24 protein-coding genes and 1 pseudogene are annotated in these 25,291 nt (G+C 66.1%); 5 read left to right on the top strand and 20 right to left on the bottom strand.

From position 1 onward, the window contains the following. Window positions 1–407: 407 nt before the first annotated feature. The 5 genes from A6M56_RS15470 to A6M56_RS15450 form a co-directional block, all read right to left on the bottom strand. Complete coding sequence (locus A6M56_RS15470) at window positions 408–1,388, bottom strand: DMT family transporter (protein WP_045785572.1); 981 nt, start codon at window positions 1,386–1,388, stop codon at window positions 408–410. 106 nt (window positions 1,389–1,494) lie between these two features. Beyond that, on the bottom strand, window positions 1,495–2,217 hold the full coding sequence (locus tag A6M56_RS15465) for an AraC family transcriptional regulator (protein ID WP_045785573.1): 723 nt from the start codon (window positions 2,215–2,217) through the stop codon (window positions 1,495–1,497). A 174-nt stretch (window positions 2,218–2,391) separates the two neighbouring features. Beyond that, entirely contained in the window at window positions 2,392–2,748 is a 357-nt protein-coding gene (locus A6M56_RS15460) for a DUF427 domain-containing protein (protein WP_012760922.1), read from the bottom strand. Window positions 2,749–2,832: 84 nt separating this feature from the next. Then, window positions 2,833–4,035: an ammonium transporter gene (locus tag A6M56_RS15455; RefSeq protein ID WP_027678482.1), complete on the bottom strand. Its 1,203-nt coding sequence runs from the start codon at window positions 4,033–4,035 to the stop codon at window positions 2,833–2,835. 254 nt (window positions 4,036–4,289) lie between these two features. Beyond that, window positions 4,290–5,318 (bottom strand): hypothetical protein, encoded by a 1,029-nt coding sequence (locus A6M56_RS15450; protein ID WP_102080648.1) that lies wholly within the window; start codon window positions 5,316–5,318, stop codon window positions 4,290–4,292. A gap of 309 nt (window positions 5,319–5,627) precedes the next feature. On the opposite strand from A6M56_RS15450, the gene icmF reads away from it, so the two are divergent. Continuing rightward, window positions 5,628–8,915, top strand: coding sequence for a fused isobutyryl-CoA mutase/GTPase IcmF (gene icmF, locus A6M56_RS15445; protein WP_102080649.1), 3,288 nt, complete (start codon window positions 5,628–5,630; stop codon window positions 8,913–8,915). 12 nt (window positions 8,916–8,927) lie between these two features. Here the strand turns inward: icmF and A6M56_RS15440 are convergent, their stop codons facing one another. The 6 genes from A6M56_RS15440 to A6M56_RS15415 all read right to left on the bottom strand — a co-directional run bounded on the left by A6M56_RS15440 (window position 8,928) and on the right by A6M56_RS15415 (window position 15,131). Continuing rightward, window positions 8,928–9,650, bottom strand: a complete 723-nt coding sequence (locus A6M56_RS15440) for an aspartate/glutamate racemase family protein (RefSeq protein ID WP_102080650.1) — start codon at window positions 9,648–9,650, stop codon at window positions 8,928–8,930. A 10-nt stretch (window positions 9,651–9,660) separates the two neighbouring features. Continuing rightward, entirely contained in the window at window positions 9,661–10,557 is an 897-nt protein-coding gene (locus A6M56_RS15435; RefSeq protein WP_102080651.1) for an ABC transporter permease, read from the bottom strand. Between the two features lies 1 nt (window position 10,558). After that, window positions 10,559–11,512: an ABC transporter permease gene (locus A6M56_RS15430; protein WP_102080652.1), complete on the bottom strand. Its 954-nt coding sequence runs from the start codon at window positions 11,510–11,512 to the stop codon at window positions 10,559–10,561. 2 nt (window positions 11,513–11,514) lie between these two features. After that, complete coding sequence (locus A6M56_RS15425) at window positions 11,515–12,780, bottom strand: ABC transporter substrate-binding protein (protein WP_102080653.1); 1,266 nt, start codon at window positions 12,778–12,780, stop codon at window positions 11,515–11,517. A 77-nt stretch (window positions 12,781–12,857) separates the two neighbouring features. After that, window positions 12,858–13,916, bottom strand: a complete 1,059-nt coding sequence (locus A6M56_RS15420) for an ABC transporter ATP-binding protein (protein WP_102080654.1) — start codon at window positions 13,914–13,916, stop codon at window positions 12,858–12,860. A gap of 147 nt (window positions 13,917–14,063) precedes the next feature. After that, complete coding sequence (locus tag A6M56_RS15415; RefSeq protein ID WP_062738709.1) at window positions 14,064–15,131, bottom strand: porin; 1,068 nt, start codon at window positions 15,129–15,131, stop codon at window positions 14,064–14,066. Window positions 15,132–15,405: 274 nt separating this feature from the next. Here A6M56_RS15415 and A6M56_RS15410 point away from each other — a divergent pair, with 274 nt between their 5' ends. Continuing rightward, a complete protein-coding gene (locus tag A6M56_RS15410) occupies window positions 15,406–16,128 on the top strand; it encodes a GntR family transcriptional regulator (RefSeq protein WP_045785581.1) in 723 nt (240 codons plus the stop codon). Window positions 16,129–16,140: 12 nt separating this feature from the next. On the opposite strand, the gene A6M56_RS15405 is transcribed toward A6M56_RS15410, so the two are convergent. The 7 genes and pseudogenes from A6M56_RS15405 to A6M56_RS15375 all read right to left on the bottom strand — a co-directional run bounded on the left by A6M56_RS15405 (window position 16,141) and on the right by A6M56_RS15375 (window position 21,571). After that, complete coding sequence (locus A6M56_RS15405) at window positions 16,141–16,848, bottom strand: YoaK family protein (RefSeq protein WP_045785582.1); 708 nt, start codon at window positions 16,846–16,848, stop codon at window positions 16,141–16,143. Continuing rightward, the gene (locus A6M56_RS15400; RefSeq protein ID WP_062738706.1) at window positions 16,838–18,676 is read right to left on the bottom strand and encodes an amidohydrolase; all 1,839 of its coding nucleotides are present in this window, start codon (window positions 18,674–18,676) and stop codon (window positions 16,838–16,840) included. The genes A6M56_RS15405 and A6M56_RS15400 overlap by 11 nt, the downstream gene beginning before the upstream one ends. Before the next feature lie 4 nt (window positions 18,677–18,680). Further along, window positions 18,681–19,112, bottom strand: a complete 432-nt coding sequence (locus tag A6M56_RS15395) for a DoxX family protein (protein ID WP_045785584.1) — start codon at window positions 19,110–19,112, stop codon at window positions 18,681–18,683. A gap of 4 nt (window positions 19,113–19,116) precedes the next feature. Further along, entirely contained in the window at window positions 19,117–19,437 is a 321-nt protein-coding gene (locus A6M56_RS15390; protein WP_045785585.1) for a XapX domain-containing protein, read from the bottom strand. A 17-nt stretch (window positions 19,438–19,454) separates the two neighbouring features. After that, window positions 19,455–19,595: pseudogene (locus A6M56_RS15385) on the bottom strand (alpha/beta fold hydrolase); the annotation flags it as partial. 104 nt (window positions 19,596–19,699) lie between these two features. After that, on the bottom strand, window positions 19,700–20,383 hold the full coding sequence (locus A6M56_RS15380; RefSeq protein ID WP_027678469.1) for a hydrolase: 684 nt from the start codon (window positions 20,381–20,383) through the stop codon (window positions 19,700–19,702). A gap of 255 nt (window positions 20,384–20,638) precedes the next feature. Beyond that, window positions 20,639–21,571 (bottom strand): LysR family transcriptional regulator, encoded by a 933-nt coding sequence (locus tag A6M56_RS15375; protein WP_045785586.1) that lies wholly within the window; start codon window positions 21,569–21,571, stop codon window positions 20,639–20,641. A gap of 185 nt (window positions 21,572–21,756) precedes the next feature. Here A6M56_RS15375 and A6M56_RS15370 point away from each other — a divergent pair, with 185 nt between their 5' ends. The 3 genes from A6M56_RS15370 to A6M56_RS15360 all read left to right on the top strand — a co-directional run bounded on the left by A6M56_RS15370 (window position 21,757) and on the right by A6M56_RS15360 (window position 24,059). Continuing rightward, the gene (locus A6M56_RS15370) at window positions 21,757–22,611 is read left to right on the top strand and encodes a 3-hydroxybutyryl-CoA dehydrogenase (RefSeq protein WP_102080655.1); all 855 of its coding nucleotides are present in this window, start codon (window positions 21,757–21,759) and stop codon (window positions 22,609–22,611) included. A 29-nt stretch (window positions 22,612–22,640) separates the two neighbouring features. Continuing rightward, entirely contained in the window at window positions 22,641–23,069 is a 429-nt protein-coding gene (locus A6M56_RS15365; RefSeq protein WP_027678466.1) for an acyl-CoA thioesterase, read from the top strand. Between the two features lie 132 nt (window positions 23,070–23,201). Beyond that, on the top strand, window positions 23,202–24,059 hold the full coding sequence (locus A6M56_RS15360) for a PhzF family phenazine biosynthesis protein (RefSeq protein WP_045787742.1): 858 nt from the start codon (window positions 23,202–23,204) through the stop codon (window positions 24,057–24,059). Here A6M56_RS15360 and A6M56_RS15355 read toward each other — a convergent pair. Together A6M56_RS15355 and A6M56_RS15350 are read right to left on the bottom strand one after the other, a co-directional pair. Continuing rightward, on the bottom strand, window positions 24,056–24,595 hold the full coding sequence (locus A6M56_RS15355; protein WP_045785588.1) for a GNAT family N-acetyltransferase: 540 nt from the start codon (window positions 24,593–24,595) through the stop codon (window positions 24,056–24,058). The two genes, A6M56_RS15360 and A6M56_RS15355, sit on opposite strands and share 4 nt — an antisense overlap. Beyond that, window positions 24,595–25,179: a helix-turn-helix domain-containing protein gene (locus A6M56_RS15350; RefSeq protein WP_045785589.1), complete on the bottom strand. Its 585-nt coding sequence runs from the start codon at window positions 25,177–25,179 to the stop codon at window positions 24,595–24,597. Before A6M56_RS15350 ends, A6M56_RS15355 begins: the two co-directional genes overlap by 1 nt. Between the last annotated feature and the right edge of the window lie 112 nt (window positions 25,180–25,291).

The following is a 25,291-nucleotide window of genomic DNA, read 5'->3' as shown; positions in this document are numbered from 1 at the left end:
GAGGGGAGGCAAACTCGCTGCGCTCAGACAGCCTCCCCTCTTTTTCCTCCCCGCAACAAAAATCCAAGGCGCCATCAAGGGCTCAACGTCAAAAGAGAAAGGCCAACCCATCGCGCGGTTGGCCTTGTCGTTTGGGCTTGCGTTGAGATGGTTTGGCCTTTGACTTTCCTGCCCTTGATGGCGCCTTGAATTTGCGTAAGCGGGCGGAAAAAAGGTGGGGAACTGTCTGAGCGAAGCGAGTTTTCCCCACCTCCGCCCGGTTACGCAAATTCAAGGGATGGGTCGCCATCTCGGGCGCGCATTTCTTTGCTTACTTTCTTTGGGCAAGACCAAAGAAAGTGAGTCAGCCCCGGCAGGGGATGAAACAAGGGATGGACCACCAAGGCAAAAAACAACCCCAAAAAAACCTACCCATGTCGCCTCGCCGCCAACCCCACCCCACTCACCAACAAAACCCCCGCCGCCACCTCCAACCCATGCGGCAACCGACCCTCATAAACAAACCCATACACCAACGCAAACACCGTCTCAAACACGATCAACTGCCCCGACAGCGTTAACGGCAACTTGCGGCTGGCTGCATTCCACAGGCTGTTCCCGAGCACAGACGCCCCGAGCGCCACGCCCATATTCACCAGCCAGAACATCGCCCACGCCGATGCGGGCTGCGCAGACGCCGTCGCCATGCCGGGCAGCAAGAACGCCGGCACGGCCAGCGCCAGTGACAGCACCCCGGTCGCGACGCCCGTCAACAGCGACCATTCGCGGCTCGTGAACTGCGGCCGCGCGCGCAGGTACCGCGCATTGCACACCGCATACACGGTCCAGCAGGCCAGCGCGCCCGCTGCCATCAACAGCCCGATGAAATAGGTTCTGCCGCTGGCACTCGAATGCACGTCGGGCGCATCGAGGTAAATGCACACCACGCCGGCCACGGCCATCAGCAGCGGCACGGCAAGTTGCCGCAACGGCAGGCTGCCGCGTTCGGCCGCGCCGGCCAGTGTGACCGTCACGGGCAACAGCCCGACGATGAGCGAGACCGGCGCCACGCCCGCGCGCTGCACGCCGCCCGCCACGCACAGGTAGTACAGGATGTTGCCGGGCAGCGATAACAGCAGCAGCGCCGCCCAGTCGCGCCCGGTCGTTTTGCGCCACAGCGTGCGCCACACCGGCAGCGCCAGCGCGAGCGAGAGCACGCCGTACAGCACGTACCGCGCGGCCGACAGCGCCAGCGGTGAAAACTGCGGCAGCATTTTCGGCGCGACGAAGATGACGCCCCACAGCGCGCCGGCCGCGACGCCGTAGCCGATGCCCGTGAGGTGGTCGCGCCGCGCGTCGTGCTGACCGTGATGCAGCTGCGTTGCAGAGGAGGTGTCGCCAACAGCCATGGAGCGCCTGTCCGAAAAGATCAATCGAACCGGCACTCTGCGCGTGCGCGTGCCGCACGTCTTGGCGAAGACGGCTGCGCTTTGGCAAAAACGGAAAGGGCCCGGGCTAGCGGCGCACCGCGGCGGGCGTGATGCCGTGCGTGGCCTTGAGGTGGCGCGTGAGGGCGCTTTGGTCGTAGTAGCCGGTGCGTGCGGCAACCTCGGCGATCGGCAGGGCGGTGCTTTCCAGCAGCGTCAATGCATGCCGCAGCCGTACCGCAGCCAGATGCGCATGCAGCGTGGTGCCGTAGGCGGCACGGAACAGCGTGGCGAGGCGACGCGCACTGACGCCCGCTTCTGCGGCCAGCGCATCGACGGTAAGCGGCTCCGCGTAGCGGTGCTCGATGGCGTGCCAGGCGCGCTCCGCACGCGCATCGGGGCGTGCGCGGATCTGCGTGGATTGATTGGCCGGATGCGCGGCCAGCGTTGCCAGCGCGAGTGACGACCACGCAGTGGCCAGCGCGGCGTCGACGACGGGCGCGTCCTGGAGCCATGTCGTCAGTGCCCGCAGGCCCGGCGTGAGCGGAAAGAACACGCGGTCGGCGAGGCCGCCCAGGCTGGGCGCATCTGCGGTTTGCCCGGGGATGTCGAAGACGATGAAGCGGTTGGCGCCGGTGGCTTCAAACGCGTGCGTGGCGCCCGCCGGAATGAGCGCGGCGTGGTGCATGTCGACACGGCCGCTGCGGCCGTCGACATCCATCTCGAGGATGCCGCGTGCGGGCATCACGACCTGCATGAAGTCGTGCGAGTGCGGGGGCGCGGCGAGGCCGTAAGTGCGGAAGTCCAGCATGGTGCCGCCGAGAATAGCACCGGCACTCGCCCAAAAAAATACCCGGCCACAGATCGTCTGCGCCGGGTCTCGGAACTTTCACGGAAAGAGGCTCCGTGAGAAGAGGAACACGCGCATCGTGCACCGCTTGCATGACAGCGGCATGACGGCGGCATGTCAGCTGCGTCTGCGCCCTCACTCCTCCTGGATCGTCACCTTGTTCGGATAGAACGCCAGATAGCCCGCCACTTCTCGTGCGACGGGCTTGGGCTGTTCGTACGTCCAGACGGCGTTGTCGGCGCGCACATCGCCGGCCACGATCGTGTAGTACGACGCATCGCCCTTGTATGGGCAATGGGTGTGATGCTGCGTGCGCTCCAGCAGGTTCATCTGCACATCGTCGCGCGGGATGTACTGCACCGGCGGGTACGACGCCTCGCGCAGCGTGCGCGCCAGGTGCGTGCTGGCGATGGTGAAGCCGTTGAGCGTCACCGTGACGCGGCGCGGGTTCGACTCGACGGTGATGGGGTGATTCGGATCGATATCGGGCATGCGGCACTCCTGCAGTTGGGCGAGGGAAGACGCTTTCACTGTAGCAAGCGCCGCGCGCGCCTTCTCCTGACTGCCGGCGCCTGCTTACCAGTGCGTTTCCGATTCCGGCGTGGACGAGACGCGGTGGATGGCCAGGTCGGCGCCCATGAATTCGGCCTCGCGGTCCAGCCGCAGCCCGACGAGCTTGCGCAGCGTGCCGTACACCACCGTGCCGCCGATCAGCGCAATGGCGATGCCGCCGGCCGTGCCCGCCACCTGCGCCCAGAACGACACGCCGCCCAGGCCGCCGAGCGCCTTCAAACCGAAGATGCCGGCCGCGATGCCGCCCCAGGCGCCGCACAGGCCGTGCAGCGGCCACACACCGAGCACGTCGTCGATGCGCCAGACGTTCTGCACGCGCGTAAACATCCAGACAAACAGCACGCCTGCAATGCCGCCGACGGCCAGTGCGCCGAGCGGGTGCATCACGTCGGAACCGGCGCACACGGCCACCAAGCCGGCCAGCGGCCCGTTGTACGAAAAGCCCGGGTCGTTCTTGCCCATCCACCACGCGGTGAGCGTGCCGCCCACCATCGCCATCAGCGAGTTGATGGCAACCAGGCCGCTCATCTTGTCGAGCGTCTGCGCGCTCATCACGTTGAAGCCGAACCAGCCGACCGCCAGCACCCAGGCGCCGGCCGCCAGGAACGGGATGTTCGACGGCGGATGCGCGGCGATGCGGCCGTCGTCCTTGTAGCGGCCGTGGCGCGCGCCCAGCAGCAGCACCGCCGGCAGCGCGATCCAGCCGCCCACCGCGTGCACGACCACCGAGCCGGCAAAGTCGTGGAACTCTGCGCCTGTCACGCTCTGCAGCCAGTGCTGGATGCCGAAGCGCTGGTTCCAGGCGATGCCTTCAAAGAACGGGTAGACGAAGCCCACCAGCACGAAGGTCGCCGCCAGTTGCGGCTCGAAGCGCGAACGCTCTGCAATGCCGCCGGAGATGATGGCCGGGATGGCGGCCGCGAACGTCAGCAGGAAGAAGAACTTCACCAGCTCGTAGCCGTTCTGCTGGGCGAGCACGTCGGCGCCGGTAAAGAAATTGACCCCGTACGCGATCGAATAGCCGATGAAGAAGTACGCGATGGTCGACACGGCAAAGTCGACCAGGATCTTGACCAGCGCATTGACCTGGTTCTTCTTGCGGACGGTGCCCAGCTCAAGGAACGCGAAGCCGGCATGCATGGCCAGCACCATGATCGCGCCCAGCAGGATGAAGAGCGCGTCGCCCCCGGTTTTGATGGAGTTCATTGCGGTTGTCGTGCGGGTTGAGGGTCAGCGTCATCCGGGTGCAGCGTGTGCCCATAAATGACGCAAAAAGCGCCGACAGATGCAAAAGTTGTTCCAACGGTGTGCAAAAAGGTGGCATGGCGCACCAGGGCCGTGCGAAGGACATCGCCTTCGCACTGCTCGCTGCGGGTGGCTCGAAATCGGTGCGTCTCTGCTTTGAATTGGTGCGGCAGGAGGGGGGATGCGCCGTCGTGGTGCGTACGGCGTGGGGGGTGTTACGGCTTGGCGCCTGACACGCTGAACGATGTCGCCACGCCGTTCCACAGCGGCTCGTACCGCAGCCGCACGGCGCTGGCCTGCTCGGGCGACGTGGCGGGAGACTGCATGTGCAGCATCAGCAGCGCGCCGTCGGTCGGCACCATGAAGACGCGGCCGACCAGCGTGTTGCCGGTCGCGCGCGGGGGATGCGGCCCGGGCGATTCGCCGATGTAGCTGGCCCACACGCCGCTGCGCCCGCCGAACGATTGCGTGCCCCAGCCCAGCAGCCGGCAGGGTCCCGCCACTGCTTGCTTGACGGCATCGCGCATCCAGCGCGGTTCGCGGTTGTCGGGCACGGCTTCAAGGTCGCCTTCGGTGGGGCGCACGATCAGTTCCATGCGCGAGAGCCCCGAGCCGCCCTGGTTGGCCCACGCGCCGATCGCCACGCGCGCCGGGTCGGGTTTGCGCGGCGGCGTGGGCGGCACGCGTTCCCACGAGAACGGCAGCCGCAGGTTGACGCTCGCGCCGCGCGCGTTCGGCCAGTCAGACAACGTCACGGCCTGCGTAAAGCGGCTGCTCAGCTCTTCGGCGGGCCGGTCGTCGTAGACCACCGCCAGCAGCGTTTGCAGCGTGGCGCGGTCTTGGCTGCCTTGCGCGCGCGCCACCACGCGTTCGGCCAGCGAGTGGGCGGTCTGCGGCGTCTGCGTGGAAATGCCCACGCTCGGCTGGTGGACGTCGAGTGCACGCTCGATCAGCAGTTGGCGCTCGTCGTCGGAGAGCGGAATGCCGGCGATCAGGCGGCGTGTGCGGACCAGCGCCTGCGGGAAGGTGTTGTCGAACTGGGTACGGGCGCGGATCAGCTCTTCACGCTGGCCGGGAAAGCGCTGGATGGCGCGGTCGAGCGCCTGCGATTGCACCGTCAGGAAGCCAAGCACGCTGATCAGCCCCGGGATGGCGCCGGGCGTGTAGTCCCACGCCAGGGCGTGGCCGGACCACGCCAGCAAGGCAATCAGACACCAGCGCATCGTCGTTGCGCGGCTTGGCATTGGACGTTCCCCCTGTGGCCGGACCCGTTTCCGACCAAAAGCCGACTCTAACGAGTTGTATCGATTGTGTGCAAGCTGGGTGTTGCACCGAGATCGGACCGTTCCGGTCGTCCGCGATTTGCGCAAACCGGCCCGGGTGGCGACGTGCCTATTTGCGCGGAGGGCTCAACAGGTGATCGCCCGTGCGGCCCGTTGACGACCGCGCCAACCCCGAAAATACTGTCTGTTCGACCCGCCGACCGGCACGCGTCGCCTTGTGCGCCGCACAACACATCCAGCGCCGGCGCCCCACTTATCGAAGGTGGAGACATGACCGATCTTTCCGCTGCCCGCGCGGCCGATCCCACGCCTGCCAGCGCAGCCGCGCCGGTGCGCAACAAGGTGCGTTTCGTGACGGCCGCATCGTTGTTCGACGGGCATGACGCGTCGATCAACATCATGCGGCGCATCCTGCAGTCGATGGGCTGCGAGGTCATCCACCTCGGGCACAACCGCTCGGTGGACGAGGTGGTCAACGCGGCGTTGCAGGAAGACGTGCAGGGCATCGCGGTGTCCAGCTACCAGGGCGGCCACGTCGAATACTTCAAGTACATGATCGACGCACTGCGCGCCCGCGGCGGCGAGCACATCCAGGTGTTCGGTGGCGGCGGCGGCGTGATCGTGCCGGCGGAGATCCGAGAACTGCAGGACTACGGCGTCGCCCGCATCTACAGCCCCGAAGACGGTCAGCGCATGGGCCTGGCCGGCATGATTGCCGACATGGTGCAGCGCTGCGACATCGATCTTTCCGTCTATGCGCCTGCCACGCTGGAGCCCGTCGCCAACGGCGACCGCCGCGCCCTCGCGCAGCTGATCACGGCACTGGAATCGGGCCGCATCGATCCGGCATTGCGCGACGCCGTACGCGGGGCTGCAGCAGCCACGCCGACGCCGGTGGTCGGCATCACGGGCACGGGCGGCGCAGGCAAGTCGTCGCTCACCGACGAGCTGATCCGCCGCTTCCGGCTCGACCAGAAGGACACGCTGCGCGTCGCCGTCATCTCGATCGATCCGTCGCGGCGCAAGTCGGGCGGTGCCCTGCTGGGCGATCGCATTCGCATGAACGCGATCAATCATCCGAACATCTTCGTGCGCTCGCTGGCCACGCGCGAGGCGAGTCGCGAGATTTCCGACGCGCTGCCCGATGTGATTGCCGCCTGCCGCGCGGGCGGGTTCGATCTCGTCATCGTCGAGACCTCCGGCATCGGGCAGGGCGACGCGGCCATCGTGCCGCATGTCGATCTGTCGCTGTATGTGATGACGCCCGAGTTTGGCGCCGCCAGCCAGCTGGAGAAGATCGACATGCTCGACTTTGCCGATCTGGTGGCGATCAACAAGTTCGACCGAAAGGGCGCGCAGGACGCCTGGCGCGACGTCGCCAAGCAGGTGCAGCGCAACCGTGAGCAATGGCACGCCCGCCCCGAAGACATGCCGGTGTTCGGCACGCAGGCCTCGCACTTCAACGACGACGGCGTGACGGCGCTGTACCACGCGCTGGCCGATCGGCTGGCCGAGCGCGGCATGGCGCTGTCGAGCCGCACGCTTCCGCGCCCAGCCGGCAAATGCTCCACGAGCCACGACGCCATCGTGCCGCCGGCGCGCGCCCGCTACCTGGCCGAAGTGGCCGACACCGTGCGCGGCTACCACCGCCGCGTCGACGCGCAAAGCCGCCTCGCGCGCGAGCGCCAGCAGTTGCGTGCCAGCCATCGCATGCTGGAGCAAGCGGGCGCCACCGTGCAGACGCTGTCGGCGCTCGACAAGCAGGCGGCCGAGCGCGACGCGCAGCTCGGTGCCGCCGAGCGCAAGCTGCTCGCCATGTGGCCCGACCTGCGCCGCGCGTATTCCGGCGACGAATACGTCGTCAAGATTCGCGACAAGGAAATCCGCACGCAGCTCACGCACACCACGCTCTCGGGCACCACCATCCGCAAGGTCGTGCTGCCGCCGTACGAAGACGACGGCGAAGTGCTGCGCTGGCTGATGCGCGAGAACGTGCCGGGCAGCTTTCCGTACACCGCCGGCGTGTTCGCCTTCAAGCGCGAAAACGAAGACCCGACGCGCATGTTCGCGGGCGAGGGCGATGCCTTCCGCACCAACCGTCGCTTCAAGCTCGTCTCGGAAGGCATGGAGGCCAAGCGGCTCTCCACCGCGTTCGACTCCGTCACGCTCTACGGCGAAGACCCGGCCGTGCGCCCGGACATCTACGGCAAGATCGGGAACTCAGGGGTGTCGATCGCCACGCTTGACGACATGAAGGTGCTGTACGACGGCTTTGACCTCACGAGCCCGAACACGTCGGTGTCCATGACGATCAACGGCCCGGCGCCGACGATCCTGGCGATGTTCATGAATACCGCCATCGACCAGAACCTCGACAAATTCCGCGCCGACAATGGGCGAGAGCCGACGCAGGACGAAGAGGCAAAGATTCGCGCGTGGGTGCTGCAGAACGTGCGCGGCACGGTGCAGGCCGACATCCTGAAGGAAGACCAAGGGCAGAACACCTGCATCTTCTCGACGGAGTTTTCGCTCAAGGTGATGGGCGATATCCAGGAATATTTCGTGCACCACCAGGTGCGCAATTTCTACTCGGTGTCGATCTCGGGCTACCACATCGCCGAGGCGGGCGCGAACCCGATCTCGCAACTCGCCTTCACGCTGGCCAACGGTTTCACGTATGTGGAGGCGTATCTCGCGCGCGGCATGCACATCGATGACTTTGCGCCGAACCTGTCGTTCTTCTTTTCCAACGGCATGGACCCGGAATACAGCGTGCTCGGCCGCGTCGCGCGCCGCATCTGGGCGGTCACCCTGCGAGACAAGTACGGCGCGAACGAGCGCAGCCAGAAGCTGAAGTACCACGTGCAGACGTCGGGCCGGTCATTGCACGCGCAGGAGATTGCCTTCAACGATATCCGCACGACGCTGCAGGCGCTGATCGCCATCTACGACAACTGCAACAGCCTGCACACGAATGCCTACGACGAGGCGATCACCACGCCGACGGCCGAATCGGTGCGGCGCGCCCTGGCCATCCAGCTCATCATCAACCGCGAGTGGGGCCTGGCCAAGTGCGAGAACCCGAACCAGGGCAGCTTCATCATTGACGAGCTGACGGACCTCGTGGAAGAAGCCGTGCTGCAGGAGTTCGAACGCATTGCCGAGCGCGGCGGTGTGCTGGGGGCGATGGAAACCGGCTACCAGCGCGGCAAGATCCAGGAAGAGTCGATGCTGTATGAGCAGCGCAAGCACGATGGCTCGCTGCCGATCATCGGTGTGAATACGTTCCGCAACCCCGACGCCGAGAGCGTGGTGCCGCCGCACATCGAACTGGCACGGTCCAGCGAGGAAGAGAAGCAGAGCCAACTCGCGCGCCTGGAAGCGTTTCATGCGCGGCATGCCCGGGAAGCGCCCGCCATGCTGCAGCGCCTGCAGCGCGCGGTGATTGACGATCAGAACGTGTTTGCCGTGCTGATGGATGCGGTGCGCGTCTGCTCGCTCGGGCAGGTCACGCATGCGCTGTTCGAGGTGGGCGGGCAGTACCGGCGCAACATGTAGCCCGCACCCCGTTCAAGCGTGCGTGGCGGGCGCAATCCACGCCGGCAGCGCGCCATGCCCGCCGCGCTGGGCATGCCATACCTGGCGCGCGGCTGCTGTCACGCTGTCGATGAGCGGTACGGGAACGTGGGCTTGCAGCTTCTGCGCGAGGCCCGCCAGCCCGGCGCCGCCCAGCACGATCGCATCCACGGGCTGGCGCCGCAGGACGGTCGTGCAGGCGCCGATCAAGATCTGTTCTGCCGCATCCGGCGCGGCGTATAGCGCGGCCCCGTCGAGTTCGACGGTATGGATGTCGCGCACGGTGTGGCCGCCCTCCAGCGTGGGCAGCAAGCGCTCCAGGATCGGACCCCACGCGTGGCCGCCCGTGATGACCGCGCAACTGCCGTACGTTGCCGCTTCCATCAACGCGGCTTCCGCCAGGCCGGTGACGGGGCACGGCGCCACCTCGCGCAGCGCGAAGAGCCCCGGGTCGCCAAAGCAGCCGATGATGGCGGCGTCGATGGCTGGCTGCTCCGCCCGCGTCCATGCGTCGAGCGCGGCGTGCGCGGCCACCGCGTAGCCGACTTCGGTGGCGATATACGGCGCGCCAAATCGGGCGGTGACGGATTCCACAACAACATCGCTGGGCAATGCGGCCTGCACGAAGCGTGTGATGGTCTGTGTGAGCGCGCTTGTGGTGTTGGGGTTGATCAACAGCAGCCGGCGCGGGCGGGAGGATTCGGTAGCGATGGTCATTGGCACGCGTTCAGTCGACACGCCCGGCGCTCTGGCGGCGGCGCAGTCGAACAATGGCCAGCATCGTCAGCCCCATCACCACGAACGACACCACGGTGGTGAGCGTGCCCAGCGCGTAGATGGACGGCGTCGTGACGGTGGTGGTCAAGCCTTGCAGCTCGAGCGGCAGCGTGTTGACATCGCCAATCGCCTGCGAGGTGCGCGCGATCTCGTCCCAGCTCAGCGTGAAACCGAACATGCCCACGCCGATGAGCGACGGCGCAATCAGCGGCAGCACGACGTGGCGGAAGGTCTGCCACGGCGTGGCGCCCAGGTCGCGCGCGGCTTCTTCGTAGGCCGGGTTGAAGCGGTTGAAGACGGCGAACATGATGAGCAGGCCGAACGGCAGCGTCCACGTGAGGTGCGCACCGAGGGCGGAGGTCCACAGGCCGAGCGACGATCCAAAGCTGTCGGCCTGATCGCTCATGCCCAACGCGGTGAGCAGCGCCTTGAGGCCCGAGTCGATCAGCCGGAACTGCAGGCCGATGCCGAGCGACACCACGATGGACGGCATGATCAGGCTGGCCACCGTCACATAGAACAGCACACCGCCGCCGCGCAGCCGCTTGCGAAACGCCAGCGCGGCCAGCAGCGAGAGCCCCATGGTCAGCGCCATCACCACCGCGCCGAGTGCGAGCGAGCGCCGGAACGCCGCGCCGATATCCACCACGCCCAGCCCCTCGGCCAGCTGGCGATACCAGTGCAGCGACAGCCCGTTCATCGGGAACGTCAGCCCGCCGTCCGGGCCCTGGAAGCTGAGTGCGAAGATCGTCAGCATCGGCCCGTACAGGAACAGCACAAACAGCGCGAAGAGGCATGCCAGCGGCCAGAAGCCGGGGGCGCGTGGTTCACGAAAGCGCGCTTGCATGTCAAAGCTCCTTGCGGATGTCGACCACGCGGGTCAGACCCCAGATGATCATCAGCACCGTCAGCAGCAGCACCACGGCATTGGCGGCGGCCAGCGGAAATTGCAGGTACGACGTCTGCACCTGGATCATCTTGCCGACCGAGGCAATCTGCTGGCCGCCCATCACGCCGACGGTGACGAAATCGCCCATCACGATGGTCAGGATGAAGATGGAGCCGATCAGGATGCCGCTGCGCGACAGCGGCACGATCACATGCCAGAGCGTCTGCCACGCGGTGGCGCCCGCATCGCGCGCGGCTTCGAGCAACGCGCGGTCGATGCGCATCATCGAATTGAAGATCGGCACGATCATGAACATGGTGTAGAGGTGCACGTACGCCAGCAGCACCGAGAAGTTCGAATACAGCAGCCAGTCCTGTGGCTGGTCGATCAGGTGCATGGCCTGCAGCGTCTGGTTGACGAGGCCGTTGCGGCCCAGCAGCGGAATCCAGGAAATCATGCGGATCACGTTGGACGTCCAGAACGGCACCGTGCAGATCACGAACAGCAGCGTCTGCATGGCAGCCGAGCGCACGTGGAACGCGAGGAAGTACGCCAGCGCAAAACCCAGCACCAGCGTGAGCGCCCAGGTGCCCAACGCAAAGCGCAGCGTCGACAGATACGTCGACGCGGTCACGCACAGATCGCCGTATTCATTGAGGTGGCCGCAGCCTTCCCACAGCTTGGCGTAGTTGCGCAAGGTGAAGGTCGGCAGCAGCGCGTACTCGTTGAAATCCCAGAAGCTGACCATCGCGACCAGCCCGAGCGGGATGAGGAAGAACACCACGAACACCGCCGCAAACGGCAGCGCCTGCAGGCCCGGACCGACCGGGCGCCGGGCGGCAGCGGGTGCGTCGTTGGCCGGCGCCGACGCTGCCGACGGTTCGGACGATGTGGACGGTGCTGTGGTCGTCATGATCAGGCGGCGACGAACTCGTTCCACTTGCGGACCATGTACTCGTTCTCGTCCATGACCGCGTTCCAGCAGGCGATGCCGCCCATGCGCTGTTCGTAGCTGCCGCCGTCGCGCACGCTGCCGGCCTTGGCAAGCACATCGCCGTGCGGGCTCTTGATGTCTTTGGCGGCGGGCTTGCCTTCCATCCAGTAGGCCCACTCGTACGGCTCCATCTTGGCCTTGGCTGTTTCGAGCACGGCGCTGTAGTAGCCCTGGCGGTTCAGGTACGCACCGGCCCAGCCGTCGAGGAACCAGTTGATGAATTCATATGCCGCATCGAGCTTCTTGCCCGACACCGTCTTCGGAATGCCGAAGCCGGCAGCCCACGCGCGATAGCCTTCCTTCAGCGGCTGGAACGTGCAGTCGATGCCCTTGCTGCGCACGGCCGTCACCGCCGGGCTCCACATCGACTGGATCACCACCTCGCCCGAGGACATCAGATTCACGCTTTCGTTGAAGTCCTTCCACAGCGCGCGGAACTGGCCGGCCTTCTTGGCTTCGATCAGCGTCTTGATGGTCAGGTCGATTTCGGCGCGGGTCATGTTGCCCTTGTCGGCGTACTTGTGCAGGCCCTTGGCTTCCACCACCATCGCCGCGTCCATGATGCCGATCGACGGAATGTTCAGGATCGACGCGCGCCCCTTGAACTCGGGGTTCAGCAGCTCGGCCCACGAGTTGATGGGGCGCTTGATGAGATCGGGGCGAATGCCCAGCGTGTCCGCGTTGTACACGGTCGGGATCAGCGTCATGAACTGCGTGGGCGAGGTCGCGAACGTGGTCGCATTGGGGCCCGGCAGGTACATGACCTTCTTGGGCGCGGTGCCCTGGTCGCCCACCTTCTTGCCGGCCACCTCGCCCTTCGTGAACAGCGACGTGATCTTGTCGGCGTTCTTGATGCGCCGCGCGTCGATGCCCAGCAGGTTGCCGGTCGGCACGATCTTCTTGAGCGAGAAATACTCCGTGTCGATCAGGTCGAAGCTGCTCGGAGCGGTCACGGCGCGCTTGGTGATCTCGTCGGTGGTGACGGCCACGTACTGCACGCGGATGCCGGTGTCGGCTTCGAATTTTTCGGCGATCAGCTTGTCCTGGTTGACCGCCGTGCCGAGGTAGCGCAGCGTCAGCTTTTCTTGCGCGTGGATCGCGGGTACGACGCCGGTGGCCAGGATGGCGGCCACGCCCTTGAGTGCGGTGCGGCGGCCGGCCTTGAAGTCGTTGGAATCGTCAGACATGTTGCAACCCCTGATGTGAAGGTGAAGGCAGCGCCTGAAGCCGTCAGGCTGCGGATTGGAATGTCGGGTCTCGGGTGTCAGGCGGCGGAGCGGGCCGGCAGACGGTGCGCCTGCGCGGCATCCCACGAAGCCCAGATGGGTTGATGCAGCGCCAGGCGCGCGATGGCGGCGTCGGTCTCTGGCAGGCTCACCGTCACGCGTTGCGAGGGCGAGAGCGCCACGCCTTCCACGCTCACCAGCACGTGCGTGCCCTGGTATTCGATGTCGCAGATGCGGCCTTGCACGCGCGGGCGGTCTCCGGCGGTGGCCTCATCGGCGTGCAGGGCCATGCGATCGATGCGCACCGCCACGGGCCCATGCGCGTCTTCCAGCAGGTTGTGTCCGCCGATGAAGGTGGCAACGAACGCGCTGGCCGGCTGGTTGTAGATCTCGCGCGGGCTGCCGGCCTGTTCGATGCGGCCGTGGTTCATCACCACCATCTGGTCGGCCAGCGCCATCGCTTCTTCCTGCGAGTGCGTGACATGCACGAACGTCAACCCCAGCTCCTGCTGCCAGCGCCGCAGCTCGGCGCGCATCTGCGTGCGCAGGAACGGGTCCAGCGCAGAGAGCGGTTCGTCCAGCAGCAGCACGCGCGGCTCCATGATCAGCGCACGTGCCAGCGCCACGCGTTGCTGCTGGCCGCCCGACAACTCGCCCGGCCGGCGCTGCGCCAGGTGGCCCATCGCCACGCGTTCGAGCAACGCCTGCGCGCGTTGGCGGCGTTCGCGAGTGTTGATGCCGCGCATCTTCAGGCTGAAGGCCACGTTGTCGAGCGCGCTCAAATGCGGAAACAGCGCGTAGCTCTGGAACATCATGGCCGTGCCGCGCGACGCCGCCGGCAGGTTGGTGATGTTGCGGTGGCCCAGCAGGATGTCGCCGTCACTCACATGCTCGTGGCCGGCAATCATGCGCAGCGTTGACGATTTGCCGCAGCCCGACGGGCCCAGCAGGCAGCAATAGCTGCCGGCGGGCACGCGCAGATTGATGGCATCGACCGCCACGGCGTCTTGCGCGTAACGCTTGGTCAGCGCAACGAGTTCGAGGGAGTCGGCAGCGGAAGCAGCGACGGCAGCGGGAGCGGTGGGGGCGCGGGTCATGTCGGGTTGGTGCAATAGGTATGCCTGTCTGCGCGCGGCAATTTCACGGCGCGCGGGCCGGGCATGCGTCGTTCTGGTGCGTATGGCCGCATCTGCGGGCAGCCGCGCCACATACCGGGGCAGGTGGCGCGACCGGCTTCGCGCGGGTCAGAAGGTGTGACGCACGCCCAGCGCCACCGAGGTCTGGCTTGTGCCCGGCACACCGCCGCCGATGGCGCCCGATGTGGTGTTGACCAGCGCTTCCGTCGCGCTCGACGAGTTTTTCAGATACGCCACGTTGGCCACCAGCGTGGTGCGCTTCGACAGGCTGTAGAGGCCCAGCAGCCGGTAGACCATCGAGCTGTTCGACAGCGTCGTGTTACGGCGGTACAGCACATCGGCCGAGCCGGTAAAGGCCGTGGTGAAGGCGTAGTCGACGCCGCCTTCCACGGCGTAGGCCTTGCGCGCCGACATGCTGGGAATCGACTGGAACGCGCCCGTGCCGCCCACATCGGCGCGCGCCGCGCCCAGCCGCAGCTTGGTCGCGCCAATTGTGTAGCTGCCGCCCACGGTGATCAGCTTGTAGAGCGAGCCGGTGCCGCTGCCATCGCGCTCCTGGTCGTAGCTGGCGGCCAGGTACAGCGGGCCGGCGCTATAGCGCCCCGCCAGGTTGAACAGCGAACCCTGCGAGATCGAGCCCGCAGCTTCGCCAAAGCCGTACATCGCGCCGAACTGCGCCCCGCCCAGGTCGGGCGACACGTACTTGACCGTGTTGTTGTAGATCTCGCTGACGGCGTCGAACTCGCTGAACTTGAAGATCGAGCCCGAGTTGTAGCCGCCCTTGAAGACGCTGCCCACCAGCCAGTCGTCGTTGAAGTTCCATTGCTTGCCGGCCGTGAGCGTGCCCGACGACGAACTCAGCCCGACATACGAATTGCGCGAGAACAGCGTCCCGTTGGACGACATGCGCCCGTTGCTCGGGTTGAAACCCGCCTGCAGGTTGAACAGCGCCTTCAGGCCGCCACCGAGGTCTTCCTTGCCGCTCAGGCCGAAGTTGGACACACCGAGAATGCTGTCCGACACGCCGGTCAGGCTTTGCGAGCCGTTGCCGGCATGGTTGGTCCAGCTCACGCCGGTATCGATGACGCCCGACAGCGTCACGCTCGACTGCGCCGCAGCGACGCCAGACAGCCCGAATGCCAGGGCGGCAGCGCCCAGCTTGGTGGTGGTGCTCATGACAGGTGATCCCCCTAAATGAATTGGCGCGACCGCGTGGCCGCTCCCGGCATTGCGTTCTATGTTGAGTACAAGCTTCGTTTGGATTGTGCACAATCACGGAGGTCCTCTATGCAGTAACCGTGCCATGCAAAATCCCAGGTTTTCGCCTGCTTCTGGTGCAAAACCTTGTGGGAGGCGGGGAGATTTCTTGAGGATGTCGCACCAAGGTCGTCCGGATTGGCATCAGGGTTGTGCACAATCCAAGCGCGGTTTGCTCGATTAGAATGGCGAGATGCCAGCGCCTACGACCCCTCCGATCTCCCGGCCCCGCCGCAACAACGCCGAAATCGACGCCCGCATTTCCGATGCGGTGTACGAGGCGATCCTTGAGCAGAAGCTGCCGCCGGGCACGCGCCTGGTCGAGGCACAGCTATGCAAGGCTTTTGGGATTACGCGGGGGACATTGCGCCGGGTGCTGGTGAAGCTGGCGCATGAGGGCGTGGTGGAGCTGCAGCCCAATCGCGGCGCGATCATCGCCGTGCACGACGCGGCGGAAGCGCGACAGGTCTTTGGGGCGCGGCTGATTCTGGAAACCGGCTCGGTGCGGGAGCTGGCCCAGCACGCCACCGCGGCTCAACTCGCCGAATTGCGCGCGCTGGCCGCGGCAGAACATGCCAGCCGGGAATCGGGCAACTGGCGTGAGTGGATCCGCCTGTCGGGCGATTTCCACATCCAGCTTGCCGAGGCCAACGGCAACCCCATCATCACGGCGATGCTGCGCACGCTGGTGGCGCGCACCTCGCTGCTGATCGGGCTTTATGAGTCTCCCGCACGGCCGAGCTGCGGCCACGACGAACACCTGGCCATTCTCGATGCGGTGGAGCGCCGCGAGGGCGAGCGTGCCGCGCGGCTGATGGGCGAACACCTGGGTGAATACATCGCTGCGCTGGAGCTGGAGCCCCGGCAGGTGGAGTCGATCGATTTCTCGACGCTCTTCCGCCGCGTCAAGCTCTGACCGGGCGGTGGCCTAGCGTTGCAGGATCGCCAGGCCCACCAGAATCCCCACGGGCGGCAACACGCACCAGAACGATAGCGTCGCAAACGCCAGCGCCCCCAGCACCGCCCCGATGGCAAAGCCGGCAAGCGGCGGCACCATCTTGCGCAACCGCGTGCGCGCAACGTCCTTCTGCGTAGCGCCCGGCGACAGCAGCTCCACCACGTCGATCACGATCTGCGTGGTGTTGCCCGTCATGATCGTCGTGGGGGCGTGTTCCGACAGCACGATGCGCGCCTTGGCGTTCTGCACGCCCATCGCCGCGACGCCGATCAGCCCGACAACGATGGTGGCCGGTGCATCGGGCGACTGAATCGGCAGCGCCAGCAGGCCCGCCGCCATGAAGGCCAGCAGCAGAACAGCCTGCACAAGCAGCAGCGGCCGCAGCGGCGCCACACCGCGCCGCGCGAGCGCCGTCACGGCGAGTTTGGTCGCCGCCACGGCCATCACGAACATGGGCAGCGCCAGCAGCTTGGCAAGCACGCCTTGGCCGGAGCCCGCCAGTTCCAGGCCGATCATCACGAAGTTGCCGGTGACATGCGCGGTGAACAGTCCGAACAACGCCGCGAAGCCGACCACATCCACATAACCCGCGACGAACGCCAGCAGCGTTCCCTGTGCGATCAGGAAACGCGCTGACGCTGGTGTGGCCGTTGCCGCCGTCGCCGCTTCAGAAGGCAAAGCACGAACACCCGAAGGCGCCCCAGAAGCCGCGGAAGTCGGTGGTCGGCACATTAGCCGTGCGCGCTTTCTGGTGGGCGTGGCCGTGCACCGAACACGAACCGACGCACTGATGCACCTGCTGCTGCATGGGCGCAGCCGGCCGCCAGTGCCCCGGCACGCGCGCCACGGGCGACCACTCCGGCAGCACTGGAATCGGCGGCGGGCCGAATTCGGCAAACTCGGCGGCGCCGTAGACGATGCGGCCGCCCACCACCGTCAGCACCGATTCGATGGTCTTGATATCGGCCTCGGGCACGCTGAAGAAATCCGCCGACAACGCCGCCAGATCAGCGAGTTGCCCCACCTTGATCTGCCCCTTGTTGCCCTGATCTGCGGAGAACCACGCGCTGCCGTGCGTGTACAGCTCGAGCGCCACCTCGCGCGGCAGCCCTTCCGGATACAGCGCCATGCCGCCCACGGTGCGCCCGCTCGCCAGCCAGTACAGCGACGTCCACGGGTTGTAGCTCGACACGCGCGTGGCGTCGGTGCCGGCGCCCACGGGCACGCCTTCGGCCAGCATGCGCTTGATGGGCGGCGTCTGTTCGGCAGCGGCTGCGCCGTAGCGGTCGACAAAGTATTCGCCCTGGAAGGCCATGCGGTCCTGGATGGCGATGCCGCCCCCGAGCGCGCGCACGCGCTCGATGTTCTTCGGCGAAATCGTCTCGGCATGATCGAAGAACCACGGCAGGCCGTTGAAGGGAATGTCGCGGTTCACGCGCTCGAACACATCGAGCATGCGCGAAATCGATTCGTCGTAAGTGGCGTGCAGCCGGAACGGCCAGCGCTGCGCGACGAGGTGGCGCACCACGGTTTCCAGCTCCTGCTCCATCGTCTCGGGCAGGTCGGGGCGCGGTTGCAGGAAGTCTTCGAAATCAGCGGCGGAGAAGACCAGCATCTCGCCCGCGCCGTTGTGGCGGAAGAAGTCATCGCCCTGGCGGTATTGCAGGCTGCCGGTCCAGTTCTTGAAGTCGGCCAGCTCTTCTTTCGGCTTCTGCGTGAAGAGGTTGTAGGCGATGCGGATGGTGAGCTGGTTCTGCGCCGACAGCTCGCGGATGACCTCGTAGTCTTCCGGGTAGTTCTGGAAGCCGCCGCCCGCGTCGATGGCGCTCGTCACGCCCAGGCGGTTCAGCTCGCGCATGAACTGGCGCGTGGAGTTGACCTGGTATTCGGGCGGCAGCTTCGGCCCCTTGGCGAGCGTCGCGTACAGGATCATCGCGTTGGGCCTGGCGATCAGCATGCCAGTGGGCTCGCCGGATGCGTCGCGCTGGATCTCGCCGCCGGGCGGGTTCGGCGTGTCCTTGGTGTAGCCGACCTGGCGCAGCGCCGCGCGGTTGAGCAGCGCGCGGTCATACAGGTGCAGCACGAACACGGGCGTATCGGGCGCGGCCTGGTTCAGCTCTTCGAGCGTCGGCATGCGGCGCTCGGCAAACTGGAATTCCGACCAGCCGCCCACCACGCGCACCCATTGCGGCGACGGCGTGCGCGCAGCCTGCTCCTTGAGCATGCGCATCGCGTCGGCCAGGGAGGGCACGCCTTCCCAGCGCAGCTCGAGGTTGTAGTTCAGCCCGCCCCGGATCAAGTGCAGGTGTGAATCGTTCAGGCCGGGAATGACGGTGCGCCCGCGCAGGTCGATGACCTGGGTGGCAGCGCCGCGCTGGGCCATCACGGTGGCATCGTCGCCCACGGCAACGAAGCGGCCCTCACGCACGGCAACGGCGCTGGCGGTGGGGCGTTCGCGGTCGACCGTGTGGATGCGGCCGTTGTGCAGGATGAGGTCGGCGGTCATTGCGTCAGTATTTGGGATAGATCGAAAAGCGTCCGGGTCCGGCAATCAGGACGGTGGTGAAGATGATCAGCAGCATCCAGCCGAACTGTCCATCGGCAAGCGACCAGTCCGGATGCACCACCAGCATGGCCACCAGCAACGTGGCGATGATGGGCAGACACGCCAGGCGCGTCAGCACGCCAAGCGCAATCAGCAGCGGACACAGTGTTTCCGACAGGATGGCGAGCAGCAGCGTGGGTGCGGCGCCCATGTGGAATGGGTCTTCAATGCGCGTCAGTTCCTGGCTGTAGTGCAGCACCTTGGGCAGCCCATGCACGGCGATCAGCAGGGCGCTGCCGGTGACGCGCAGGAACAGCAGGCCGGCATGCAGGGCAACATTCGCCGCGGTGCCGGCGGGCGCGGCAGCGTGCGAGGGTTCGAGCGACAGGCGTGTCATGGCATCAGCTCGGATTGCGCGGCGTGGCGCTGCCGGATTCGCCGGTGGCGGCCAGGTCCGTGGGGGACGCCTGGGGCGGCGCTTGGCTCGGCACTTGAGGCGGCGCGCCGGTGATCTTCGGCACGCATTCGTGCCGGAACCACGCCATGGTGATCGGCTCCCCGGCCAGCAGGCGCTGCGCGGCCGGCACGATCTGTTCGCCGATCAGCATGCCGAGCAGCCCGACCAGCGCGATGGCCGGTGGCGCCGGTGAGCGGACGTGCAGCAGTGCATAGATGACGCCAACCAGCATGCCGACGGCAATGGAGATGAGATAGGGCTTCACGAGGAGGGCTCCAGAACGCCCTTCTGCACGAAGACCAGCATCTGCGCGTCCCACGCGTCGGCGTTGTGCGGCCAGCCCTGCGAGAAGACGACGGGCTTGCCGCTGCCCCAGTCCTCGTAAAAGATGCGCGTACCGTCTTGGGTGGTAATCGTTTGCATGGGAATGAGAGAGGGGGGCGTTGAAGGGGCGACTGGGCGACGCATGCGGTTGCACATGCGTCGCCCGGCCGGAACAGCGTCTTCTTTTATGGTCGGCGGCGCGGTCAGTTGGCAGCCACGGCAGCCAGCGCCTCGTGCGGCGTCGCGGTGCGTTGCGGGGCCTTGTGCACCATCGTGTAGGCGTAGTCCACGCCCATGCCGTAGGCGCCGGAGTGCTCCTTCACCAGCTTCATGACGGCGTCGTACGTGTCGCGGTGGGCCCAGTCACGCTGCCATTCGAGCAGCACCTGTTGCCACGTCACGGGCACCACGCCGGCCTGGACCATGCGCTGCATGGCGTAGTCGTGCGCGTCTTTCGATGTGCCGCCCGAAGCGTCGGCGACCATGTAGATCTCGTAGTCGGCATCGTGCATGGCCGACAGCGCGAAGGTGCAGTTGCACACCTCCGTCCACAGACCCGAGACGACCACCTTCTTGCGGTTGTTCTTTGCCAGGGCATCGCGCACCTTCTGGTCGTCCCAGGAGTTCATCGAGGTGCGTTCGAGCAGTGGCTGATCCGGAAACACATCGAGCAGCTCCGGATAGGTGTAGCCCGAAAAGCTCTGCGACTCGACGGTCGTAATGGTGGTGGGGATGTTGAAGATTTTGGCGGCCTTGGCAAGGCCAACGGTGTTGTTCTTCAGGACCTGACGATCGATCGATTGCACGCCGAAGGCCATTTGCGGCTGGTGGTCGATGAAGATCAATTGACAGTTCTGCGGGGTAAGGACTTCCAGCTTGGGATTCATGGCCGTATCCAGTTTCCGATGGGGAACTACGAGAGGGGATGCTGCAGACCTGTCGTCGCATCGACGCGGCGCGATCAACGGCCCAACCATGATAGGAAGTTGCGTTCGGGGTGGAACGGCTGAATTGGCGAGTGCAGTTTTTGGGATTGCCGAACAATCGTCGCGACGTTCGGAAACACTCCGCCGGTACCCTGGATCCGCGCGCGGGCCGAGGGCGCCGGTCGTGGAATTCGGGCCGCGTGGCCCTCAGCAACGTCAGCGGATCCAGCCGCGCTCGAGCAGCGGTCTGTCCCAAGCCAGCTCGCCGGCATGGTGGCTGGCAAGGCAATCGATGAGCGCACACACCTTGACCGCCTGCCGCTGCGTCGCCGGATACACGGCCGAGAAATGCAGCGGTGTCAGGTCGTAATCGGCCAGCACGGGCACGAGGCGGCCGGCGACCAGGTCGTCGCTGATGACGAGCGTTGGCAGGCAGGCGATGCCGGCGCTGGTCAGGGCGTAGTCGCGCAGCAGATGCACGGAGTTGGAGCGCACCCGCTCGGGCAGGTCCATCGCGGGGAGCGTTTCGCCGTTGCGCGAGAACTCCCAGCGCTTGCGTGTCGGATAACCGGAATACAGCGCCAGTGAATGCTGCAGCAGGTCGGCCGGCTGCTGCGGCAGGCCGTACTCTTCCACGTACGCTGGCGTGGCACAGAACATGCGCCGCAGCGCGAACAGGCGCCGCTCGATCAGCGAATCGTTGATGGGCGGGAAGATCTGGAACACCACGTCGAACCCGTCGGCAATGGGGTCGACCACGCTGTCGTCCACCACCACGTCGAGCTGGATATCGGGGTACTGCGCACCGAACCGGGCCAGCGGTTCGGCAAAGTGGCTGAGCGCGTATCCGGGCAGCATGCGGATGCGCAGCTTGCCGGCCGGCGTGGCGCGCAGGCCGCGCATCTGGTCGGTGAGATCCGTCAGCATGCAGACGGCTTCGGCGCATTGCTTGTAGTAGGTCTCGCCCACTTCGGACAAGCGCACGTGCCGCGTGCTGCGGTGAAACAGCGGCGCTTCGATAAAGCGCTCCAACTGCTGCACGCGGTTGGTGACCACCGAGTTGGTCACGCCCAACTGGCGGGCGGCTTCGGCAAAGCTGCGCGTTTCTGCCACGCGCACGAAGGCTTCGATACTGAGAAAGCGGTCCATTTGCAGCGTCCTGGCGCCTGGGGTGAAAGGGGGGCGCGACGCCGGCCATCATACGGCGAACCGGTGAAATGTGACGGGAGCGTCAGCGAGGCTTTTCTGCCCGTCGCCGCGTCGTTTATCCTCTGCAATCTGTTTCATCCCGTCTTCCATTCCAATACCAAGCAATACCAACCGAGGAGCAGTTCATGGCAATTCAAGTCGTCGGCATCGTCGGTGCCGGAACAATGGGCAACGGCATTGCGCAAGCGTGCGCCGTGGTCGGGCTGGATGTGGTGATGGTGGATATCAGCGATGCCGCCGTGCAGAAAGGCATTGCCACCGTGGCCGGCAGCCTGGACCGCCTCATCAAGAAGGAAAAGCTGACCGAAGCCGACAAGGCCGCCGCGCTGGCACGCATCCATGGCTCGACCAGCTATGACGACCTCAAGCGCGCCGACCTCGTCATCGAGGCCGCCACCGAGAACTTCGACCTGAAGGTGAAGATCCTCAAGCAGCTCGAGGCGGTCGCTGCGCCGCACGCGATCGTGGCGTCGAACACGTCGTCCATCTCGATCACCAAGCTGGCCGCCGTGCTGCACGACGCCAGCCGCTTCATCGGCATGCATTTCTTCAACCCGGTGCCGATGATGGCGCTGGTGGAAGTCATTCGCGGTCTGCAGACGAGCGATGCCACGCATGCGGCGGTGGAAGCGCTGGCCAAGCAGCTCGGCAAGACGCCCATCACGGTCAAGAACAGCCCGGGCTTTGTCGTCAACCGGATCCTGTGTCCGATGATCAACGAGGCGTTCTGCGTGCTGGGCGAGGGTCTGGCTTCGCCGGAGGAGATCGACGAAGGCATGAAGCTCGGCTGCAATCACCCGATCGGGCCGCTGGCGCTGGCCGACATGATCGGCCTGGACACCATGCTGGCCGTGATGGAAGTGCTGTACACCGAATTCGGTGATCCGAAATACCGCCCGGCCATGCTGATGCGCGAAATGGTGGCCGCCGGCTACCTGGGCCGCAAGACCGGCCGCGGCGTGTACGACTATCGCAAGTGAGCCAATCCCACACCGCATCGGAGCCGTCCATGTCGATCTATACGTATCAGGTGCTGTGGGCTGACCTGGACGGCAACCAGCACCTCAAAAACACGCGCTACATCGACTACGCGTCGCACAGCCGGTTTCGTTTTCTGACCGAGCAGGGCTTTGGCCCGAAGGCCTTCGCGCAGCACAAGCTCGGGCCGGTGGTATTTGAAGACCGTGTCAGCTACCGCAAGGAACTGCGCCTCATGGATGCCTTTACCGTGAGCGTGGAGACCGCCGGCCGCAACGAGCGCGGTTCGCGTTTCATCATGGTCAACCGCATCCGCAATGAAGCGGGCGACCTGTGTGCGGAAATCACCAGCATGTGCGCGTGGTTCGACCTTGCCGAGCGCAAAGTTGCCGCGCCACCGCCGGCGCTGTTCGCCGTGATGGAACGCACGCCCCGTACGGACGACTACCGGCTGCTGTAACGGCTGTCCGCCAACTGTCAGGCCGGATTCGCGCAAACTGTCTGCAAGTGTGCATGGAGACGGTGTGGCGGTGCGTTGAAGATGACGCATCGCCACACCGTTTTTTTCTTCCCCAACACTTCGGACGCCACCATGTCGCGCTACGCCTTCCGCCTGCTCAACGTCTTTGCCGAATCCACCTTTGGCGGCAACCAGCTCGCCGTGTTTGAAGACGGGCGCGGCCTGGACGACGCCACCATGCAGGCCATCGGACGCCAGTTCAACCTGTCCGAGATCACCTTCATCTTTCCCGACGAGGCCGATGGCGCCACGGCGCGCTTCCGCATCTTCACGCCCGATTACGAGATGCCGTTTGCGGGCCACCCGTCGCTGGGGACCGCGCAGGTGGTGCGCGAACTGTATGGCCCCGGCAATGAGCTGACGTTGCGTTGCCAGTCGGGCATCGTGTCGCTGACGGCGCAGGACGACGGGTGGTCGCTGGTGCCGCCGCGCTCCGGGGCCCTGAGCACGCGCGAGGCGGACCCGGCCATCGCCGCCATGCTGGGCTTGGATGCCGATGCGCTGGCAGGCCCGCCGCTGTGGGTGGATGCCGGTATCGAACAGTTGATGGTGCCCGTCAAGACACGCGCTGATGTCGATCGCGCCCGCCCCGATCTGTCGGTGTTCGACGCGTGGCCGCGCAGCCGCAACGACGGGCGCAATGCGTACGTCTTCACCATGCCGAAGCCCGGCAGCAATGATCCGGTGGTGTCGCGCTTCTTCTTCGAATACGGCACCGGCATGCTCGAAGATCCGGGCACCGGCTCGGCGTGTGCCAACCTCGGCGGCTGGCTGCGCGCGACGGGCCATGCGTTGCCGGCCAGTTACCGCATCGAGCAGGGCGCTGCGGTGGGACGACCCTGCCACCTCACGCTGCGGGTGGATGCCGACGGCACGATCCACGTCGGTGGCCGCGTGATCGAAATCGGCCGCGGCACGTTGACGATTTAATCGGCGGCGCCCAGCTGCTTGCAGAAGAACGTCGTTCCGCAGAACGCGCCGTCGGGCATCAGCGCGTAGTTGGGCACCACGCCCACGCGCTGCCAGCCGGCGCGTGCGTACAGCCGCTCGGCGTCGCCGCCCGTCACGGTGTCGAGCACGAGCACCGTCTTACCCTCGGCGCGCGCCTCGTCTTCAATGGCCGCCATCAACCGCTGCGCCAAGCCTTGCCGGCGCGCGCGGCGGTGCACGAGCATCTTGGCGACGTCGGCGCGGTGCGGCTGGTTTTCCGGCTGCGCGAGCACCAGTTGCACGGTGCCGTGGATGGCGCCTGCCGCGTCTTCGGCAATCAGCAGGGCGCGCTCGCCCCTGGCCACGCCGTCGGCCACACCGCGCCAGAATGCCCGCGCCTTGTCTTGCGACAGCGGCGCCATGAAGCTGACCGACGCGCCACCCTCCACGCAGTCGATGAGCACATCGGCCAAGGCATCGACGCACGCGCTTGCCTCGTTGGCGCCCACGCGGCGGATGGTCAGGGTGTCGGTCATCAGGGCCTCCAGTGGGCAGCGGATACGGTTGTGAGTGCGACGAGGTAGCGGGCCGGCCGCCGCGTGGGGTTGTGATAGACGATCGGACAGTCCAGCCGCATGGTCAGGCAATCGCCTGCATTGAGGCGCCAGTGCGCGTCGCCCACGGTCATTTCCATCGTGCCTTCGATGATCCACACCTGCTGGTGGATTTCCGCATCGCGCGCGCCGGTGTCATAGGCGACGCGCTCGCCGGGCGGAAAGTGCACCTCCACGAGCTGCAGCGGCGAACGCGCTGCCGGCGACAGGTTGCGGCGCACGTAGCCCGAGGCGGGGTCCGTCCACTCCGGCTGCTGCGCCGCGCGCGATACGGGCGAGGGCTCCGCGGCCGGCGCCGCACCGTCTTCGAACAGCGAGGCCAGCGTCACGCCCAGCGCGGAGCTGAGCCGATCGAGCACCGCAGCGGTCGGGCTGCTCTGACCGCGCTCGATCAGGGAAATGGCCGATCGGCTGACCTGGCTGCGTTCGGCCAGCGCGTCGAGCGAGAGCCCCTGGGCGTCGCGCAATTCGCGCAGGCGCCGGGCGATACGTTGATGGATGTCCATGCATTCCAGTTTAATGGAATTCGTCATCTAGTAAACTGGAATATGAAGCGACGAATGATTGGCCTTGCTGAGGGTAGTGCCTTGCGCAACCGTCAGCTGAATCTTGCGATTG

The sequence above is a fragment of the Ralstonia sp. RL genome (assembly GCF_001683835.1).
In the GTDB taxonomy this organism is placed as follows: Bacteria; Pseudomonadota; Gammaproteobacteria; order Burkholderiales; family Burkholderiaceae; genus Ralstonia; species Ralstonia mannitolilytica.
This window is presented reverse-complemented; position numbering and strand designations above follow the sequence as displayed.

Excerpts from the sequence above, each read along its gene's own strand:
- A6M56_RS15440 (WP_102080650.1), bottom strand. The coding sequence starts at position 9,650 with ATGACCATCGCTACCGAATCCTCCCGCCCGCGCCGGCTGCTGTTGATC.
- A6M56_RS15450 (WP_102080648.1), bottom strand. The coding sequence starts at position 5,318 with ATGCCAAGCCGCGCAACGACGATGCGCTGGTGTCTGATTGCCTTGCTG.
- A6M56_RS15370 (WP_102080655.1), top strand. The coding sequence starts at position 21,757 with ATGGCAATTCAAGTCGTCGGCATCGTCGGTGCCGGAACAATGGGCAAC.
- A6M56_RS15415 (WP_062738709.1), bottom strand. The coding sequence starts at position 15,131 with ATGAGCACCACCACCAAGCTGGGCGCTGCCGCCCTGGCATTCGGGCTG.
- A6M56_RS15375 (WP_045785586.1), bottom strand. The coding sequence starts at position 21,571 with ATGGACCGCTTTCTCAGTATCGAAGCCTTCGTGCGCGTGGCAGAAACG.
- A6M56_RS15435 (WP_102080651.1), bottom strand. The coding sequence starts at position 10,557 with ATGCAAGCGCGCTTTCGTGAACCACGCGCCCCCGGCTTCTGGCCGCTG.
- A6M56_RS15465 (WP_045785573.1), bottom strand. The coding sequence starts at position 2,217 with ATGCTGGACTTCCGCACTTACGGCCTCGCCGCGCCCCCGCACTCGCAC.
- A6M56_RS15460 (WP_012760922.1), bottom strand. The coding sequence starts at position 2,748 with ATGCCCGATATCGATCCGAATCACCCCATCACCGTCGAGTCGAACCCG.
- A6M56_RS15470 (WP_045785572.1), bottom strand. The coding sequence starts at position 1,388 with ATGGCTGTTGGCGACACCTCCTCTGCAACGCAGCTGCATCACGGTCAG.
- A6M56_RS15365 (WP_027678466.1), top strand. The coding sequence starts at position 22,641 with ATGTCGATCTATACGTATCAGGTGCTGTGGGCTGACCTGGACGGCAAC.
- A6M56_RS15425 (WP_102080653.1), bottom strand. The coding sequence starts at position 12,780 with ATGTCTGACGATTCCAACGACTTCAAGGCCGGCCGCCGCACCGCACTC.
- A6M56_RS15350 (WP_045785589.1), bottom strand. The coding sequence starts at position 25,179 with ATGGACATCCATCAACGTATCGCCCGGCGCCTGCGCGAATTGCGCGAC.
- A6M56_RS15400 (WP_062738706.1), bottom strand. The coding sequence starts at position 18,676 with ATGACCGCCGACCTCATCCTGCACAACGGCCGCATCCACACGGTCGAC.
- A6M56_RS15455 (WP_027678482.1), bottom strand. The coding sequence starts at position 4,035 with ATGAACTCCATCAAAACCGGGGGCGACGCGCTCTTCATCCTGCTGGGC.
- A6M56_RS15360 (WP_045787742.1), top strand. The coding sequence starts at position 23,202 with ATGTCGCGCTACGCCTTCCGCCTGCTCAACGTCTTTGCCGAATCCACC.
- A6M56_RS15420 (WP_102080654.1), bottom strand. The coding sequence starts at position 13,916 with ATGACCCGCGCCCCCACCGCTCCCGCTGCCGTCGCTGCTTCCGCTGCC.
- icmF (WP_102080649.1), top strand. The coding sequence starts at position 5,628 with ATGACCGATCTTTCCGCTGCCCGCGCGGCCGATCCCACGCCTGCCAGC.
- A6M56_RS15410 (WP_045785581.1), top strand. The coding sequence starts at position 15,406 with ATGCCAGCGCCTACGACCCCTCCGATCTCCCGGCCCCGCCGCAACAAC.
- A6M56_RS15430 (WP_102080652.1), bottom strand. The coding sequence starts at position 11,512 with ATGACGACCACAGCACCGTCCACATCGTCCGAACCGTCGGCAGCGTCG.
- A6M56_RS15355 (WP_045785588.1), bottom strand. The coding sequence starts at position 24,595 with ATGACCGACACCCTGACCATCCGCCGCGTGGGCGCCAACGAGGCAAGC.
- A6M56_RS15380 (WP_027678469.1), bottom strand. The coding sequence starts at position 20,383 with ATGAATCCCAAGCTGGAAGTCCTTACCCCGCAGAACTGTCAATTGATC.
- A6M56_RS15395 (WP_045785584.1), bottom strand. The coding sequence starts at position 19,112 with ATGACACGCCTGTCGCTCGAACCCTCGCACGCTGCCGCGCCCGCCGGC.